Annotated in this window: 4 protein-coding genes and 1 pseudogene; 1 reads left to right on the forward strand and 4 read right to left on the reverse strand. The window is 41.6% G+C overall.

Features of this window, described 5'->3' with window-relative positions:
- From ctaD to LD39_RS09185, 4 genes are all read right to left on the reverse strand, one after another.
- A partial coding sequence (gene ctaD / locus LD39_RS09170) for a cytochrome c oxidase subunit I (RefSeq protein ID WP_052158793.1) occupies nt 1–1,765 on the reverse strand: 1,765 nt, incomplete at its 3' end.
- Nucleotides 1,766–1,789: 24 nt separating this feature from the next.
- Complete coding sequence (gene coxB, locus LD39_RS09175; RefSeq protein WP_052158794.1) at nt 1,790–2,485, reverse strand: cytochrome c oxidase subunit II; 696 nt, start codon at nt 2,483–2,485, stop codon at nt 1,790–1,792.
- A 180-nt stretch (nt 2,486–2,665) separates the two neighbouring features.
- Nucleotides 2,666–2,968 (reverse strand): phasin family protein, encoded by a 303-nt coding sequence (locus tag LD39_RS09180; RefSeq protein WP_035545462.1) that lies wholly within the window; start codon nt 2,966–2,968, stop codon nt 2,666–2,668.
- Nucleotides 2,965–4,629 carry an AarF/ABC1/UbiB kinase family protein gene (locus tag LD39_RS09185; protein WP_035545463.1) on the reverse strand — a complete coding sequence of 555 codons (1,665 nt, stop codon included), beginning with the start codon at nt 4,627–4,629 and terminating at the stop codon, nt 2,965–2,967. The genes LD39_RS09180 and LD39_RS09185 overlap by 4 nt, the downstream gene beginning before the upstream one ends.
- A gap of 204 nt (nt 4,630–4,833) precedes the next feature.
- Between LD39_RS09185 and LD39_RS09190 the strand changes: the two are divergent.
- Nucleotides 4,834–5,129: pseudogene (locus tag LD39_RS09190) on the forward strand (GNAT family N-acetyltransferase); the annotation flags it as partial.

A 5,129-nucleotide genomic window follows, 5' to 3' on the forward strand; every position in this document is an offset into this window, starting at 1 on the left:
TCCCTGCCAGCAAAATGGGCTGTATGGTTTCAACCGCAATTGGAGATGGCCTCGGGTTTTCAGCTGTTGGCAACCTCTCTTTTTTTACTTTCGCATACCAAAAAGCGTCCAGTCCGTTTACTCTCGGCATTGGATTGAATGGATGCTCAGGCGAAGGAGAATCCACCGTCCATTCCAGAGTACGGCCATCCCACGGGTCTGCGTCCACTTTGTCTGTTAAACGGTGTGTTTTATAAAGGTTCCAGAAAACAAACAACATGCTTGCCCCCATTAAAAAGGCCCCGATGGTACTAATGAAGTTTAGAAGGAAGACGTTATCCTCCCAGGTGTAGGTGTACACCCTGCGTGGCATTCCGTTAAGTCCTGCGAAGTGTTGCGGCAAAAAGGTTAAATGGAAACCAATCAAGAACAGCCAAAAATGCCATCGACCCAGTTTTTCGTCCAACACTTTCCCTGTCATTTTCGGATACCAGTAATAAATCCCCGCGAATGCCCCTAAAATTGTCCCGCCAATCATCGTATAGTGAAAGTGAGCAACTACAAAATACGTATCGTGATATTGATAATCAGCCGCCGCCACAGCCAGCATTACACCGGTGACTCCTCCCATAACAAAGGTCGGTATAAATCCTAACGAGAAGAGCATCGGAGTTTTAATTTTTATTGCTCCGTGCCGCATCGTAAACAGCCAGTTAAAGATCTTAATCCCTGTAGGGACCGCAATAAGCATCGTCGTTATCGCAAAAACAGAGTTGGCTAATGGTCCGAGTCCTACCGTAAACATATGGTGGGCCCAAACCATGAATCCAAGTAACCCAATCAATGCGATGGCGATCACCATCGATGTATATCCATAGATTCGTTTTCTTGAAAAAGTAGATATGACATCTGAAAAAATACCGAAGGCTGGAATAATAAGAATATAGACTTCCGGATGACCAAAAATCCAAAATAAGTGCTGGTAATAGATCGGAGATCCTAGTTCACCGATAAAGAATGAAGTACCGTACAGACGGTCAAATGTTAAAAGAAATAAGGCAATAGTCAGTACAGGAAAAGCAATTAAAATCAAAAAAGAAGTGAGTAGTGTCGCCCATGGAAATAAAGGCATACGGGTCATCTTCATCCCTGGTGCTCTTAAGCGGAAAATGGTCACAATCATGTTGATGGAGGTAAATATGGTCCCAAGCCCTGATAACTGCAGTCCAAATATGTAATAGTTATTGTTAGGTCCAGTTGTAAACGTATCCGTGGATAAAGGAGCATAGGCTGTCCATCCTGCATTAGGGGCTGCATTAAAAAAGAAGGCCATATTGAAGATGAAAGCACCGGATATAAACAACCAGAAGCTGACAGCATTCAAATAAGGAAAAGCTAAATCATTTGCCCCGATCTGCAATGGGACTGCCACATTCATTAAACCAATCAGGAGAGGCATAGCTACAAAAAATATCATGACCGTACCATGAGTGGTAAATACCTCGTTATACTTGTCCGATTGAAACACCCAGAAGTCATTTTCTGGTACGGCCAGCTGGGTACGAATGAATAATGCATCGATCCCTCCCCGGACAAAAAATAACACGGCGAATAAAATATACATCGTCCCAATCTTCCTATGGTGGGTTGTTCGCATATACCCCCACAGGAGAGGCCATTTTTTATTTACAGTAATCCATCGTAAAAGAAAACTGCCTAAGATCATCATCACAATCCATGAGACTATAATATCTGAAGGGACTTCCCCTATTAATGGCACATACATTATAAGTCACCCTTTTCTTCTAAATTACTCTTGTTTTAACCATTGTTGAAACTCGAAATTGCTCACAACTCTTGTCTCAAATCTCATTAAGGCATGTTCTGCTCCACAGAATTCAGCACATTTCCCCTGAAATGTCCCCGTATCCGACGGTCGGAATGATAACTTCGTTTCTTTTCCGGGTATCACATCGATTTTTCCGGCAAGACTCGGGATCCAAAATGAATGGATCACATCCTTGGAGGTGAGCCGAAATTTCACTTTTTTTCCAACAGGCAAAACGAGTTCATCATAAGACGTGCTCCCGTTTTCATATGTAAACTTCCAGTTGAACCGCTGGGCTTCTACATCAATAATGATCTCATCACCAGACGATCCTTCTTCATTTTCTGAAATACTCGAGGTAAGATCGTATGTAGCTTTTATCGTTGGAACCGCTAGAATAGCTAATAGAATAAAAGGCAGAATCGTCCACGTAAGCTCCAGCCATTTATTCTCTTTGTCATCTTTAATTGTTCGAGGTTTACTTTCGCTGTTGTCTCGGTATTTACTTACAAAACGTACAAATAGAATAATGACGACTATAAAGACAAGCATCATTAAGCCAAAGCTCAAGTAAATTAAATCCGTCAGTTTCTCAGCTGTGTCACTTGCAGGGTCCAATACGCGAATATTGCAGCCGCTTAACAAGATCAGCATTAGAAATAAGCCTGCTTTTCTCATTTCACTCAACCTTTACATTGAATTTTTCAGTTGCTCTAAACCATTCACATTCTTTCTTATTTATACAAGCTCTATTTCCTAATCTCTTACAACTGAAACTTTCTTTAGGAGTGGTCAAGTTAAATGCCGCCGTTGTAGGAACAAATGAAAAACCCTACCTTCTCGGAGGCAGGGTTTCCATTACCTTTGCTGATCTAATATTCTCTCTAAACGCTTGACACGCGCTTCTAGCACTTCGTACTCTTTTTTTGAAACGAAGCCCAGTCCTTTCATGCGGTCTTGAACTTTAGCTTTGGCTTGATCCGCCCAATCCATATCCACATTTTCACCTTTATCGATCCACGACTGCATCAAGGACTTCGCCTGCGATGGAGATACTTCTCCGTGTTTCACCATCTCATCGACCACTTTTTCAAACTTTTCTTTACCACTAACAGCCGCACCAAGCCCTAAATAAAAGCCTTTCTTTAATAAATCATTCATCTTTCATTCCTCCTATTATGATGGACTCGCTTGATCATCCGTAAATGACTAACTAAACATAGCAAGAATCCAACAAAGCCAAGGCCAAACATGGTTGAACCGATCCAAAGGTATGGAATGACCGTTACGATAATAGTAAAGTATAAAACTCCTCCTCCTGCTATCATAATCAAAAAAGACAGCAAAGCATAAAAGAGGTAAAATTGATGAAAAAGTTGATTCTTCTGGTGGTAACTTTTCCATTCCCTTTCCTTATCCCCGTCTTCTAAATACTCAATGAGTGCACGAGGCAAAGATAATAAGGGCCGTGCTGTTTCTTTGGCCACTTCTTTGTAGATGGAAAAACTCGAATCCTCCCCCGACATCCAATCCTTGATCACCGGCCGCCCCCACTTGATCAAATCAATTTGCGGGTACACCGTACTGAGCACCCCTACGATGATCGAAGTTGCGCGCCCTAAGAAAGCATAGTCTGCGGGAAGCTGTATCGGCTGCTCCTTGACAAATTGTTGCAAATCACTAAGCATATCATTCATCATATGCGCATCCAACTTGTCAAAGTTCCCTTCCAAATACATATCTGTCGTCTGCTTCATCAACTTTTTTACTTTTTCTGTGTCTGCCTGCGGTAACAGAAAATCCATCTCCTGAAGAGCTTCAATGACGCGATCATAATCGTCAAGGATAAACCCTTGGATCATCGTTCGTATCGAGTTGGCATCCTCGTTCTTTATTTCTCCTACCATCCCAAAATCAATAACAACAATCGTTCCATCTGCCTTCAACATTAAGTTTCCCGGATGAGGATCCGAATGGAACATGCCGCTGTACAAGAATTGCTCCACACATAAGTCGAACAATGTTCTGGCAATCTGCTCACGATCGATCTCATGCCTTTTAATAAAAGATAAATCTGTAATCTTCGTTCCTTCAATCCATTCCATTACGAGCACTCTCTTTGTAGAGAGATCAGAATAATAGTCCGGGATATAAACAGAAGGAAAATCTTTAAATCTTTTCTTGAAATGAAGCCCATTATCCAACTCCATCGTGAAGTCCAATTCATTACTGATGACTCTGACGACTTCTCGGTACAACGCAGGAAGATCAGCTTTCTTCCCGAACTTTGTAAACCGATTCACCATCCAAAATACGATTCGAAGAGCCTTAAAGTCCATCCGAAAAATATCCTTCACACGATATCGCTGCACTTTCACCGCAACTGGAGTACCATCTTTCAACTCAGCTTTATAAACTTCACCGATTGATGCAGAGGCGACCGAGTCTTCTTCGATATGCGCCAAATATTCATCAATTGGAGCATTCCAATCTTCTTCCATTGTTTCTTTTGAACGATGAAAAGGTACAGGTTCGACACGGTCGACAAGGCCTTCTAGTTCTTTTATGAATGAATGTGGGAGCAAATCTCCTCTTGAACTTAAAAATTGCCCGAATTTGATGAGCAATCCGCCTAGAGCAATCGCTTTTTTCCGATACTCTTCGGCCTGGCGTTCCAGCATGTCCTCCCACTTGGTCTTTGTGTCCTGATCCCATATTCTGTGCCGTTTCTGAAACCAAAAAATCTGCAGTAAAAACTTCAAAGACATCCATACGATCATAATAATTCTATAAATGGATATGTACTTAAGCCGATTCTTCATAAGCCTCTCGCCCCCCCTTCCTTTATCTCTACCCTCAATTTACCCCGTCTTGTATAAATCAATCCTATAATTCCAGTAGAGGATAATGATTCATAAATAATTTGAACCTTAAATAATCTCACCTGAAAGCAGTTTCATATGATGTTTGCTTGGTTTTTTGCCCATTTTGTGGCAGAATTTTAAGAAAACGAAAAAGGTGATTTCATGAACATTCGTGAACTTGAGGTCAAAGAATTACATACAGTCGCAAATTGGCTATACCATATGAATGAACAAGATGACCATTATGTAGCCTGGCTTGCATCAGACCCGAATGAAATCTTCGAGCAAATATGGACACTGACCCAATTTAAAGAGCCGCTTGCCTATGTAGCCTGGGAAGGAGAAAACATAATCGGTTTTCTAGGCATATTACCTTTCTTCGAGCAAAAGCTCTGTCGACTATTGGGACCTTTCGCACAAAAGGATTCCGAAACGGTGATTGAACAGCTGTGGGATAA

Source organism: Halobacillus sp. BBL2006, from assembly GCF_000786645.1.
Classification (GTDB): Bacteria; Bacillota; Bacilli; order Bacillales; family Halobacillaceae; genus Halobacillus.

Bases quoted from the DNA above. Each gene is read 5' to 3' on its own strand.
- coxB (WP_052158794.1), bottom strand. From the start codon at position 2,485: ATGAGAAAAGCAGGCTTATTTCTAATGCTGATCTTGTTAAGCGGCTGC.
- LD39_RS09180 (WP_035545462.1), bottom strand. From the start codon at position 2,968: ATGAATGATTTATTAAAGAAAGGCTTTTATTTAGGGCTTGGTGCGGCT.
- LD39_RS09185 (WP_035545463.1), bottom strand. From the start codon at position 4,629: ATGAAGAATCGGCTTAAGTACATATCCATTTATAGAATTATTATGATC.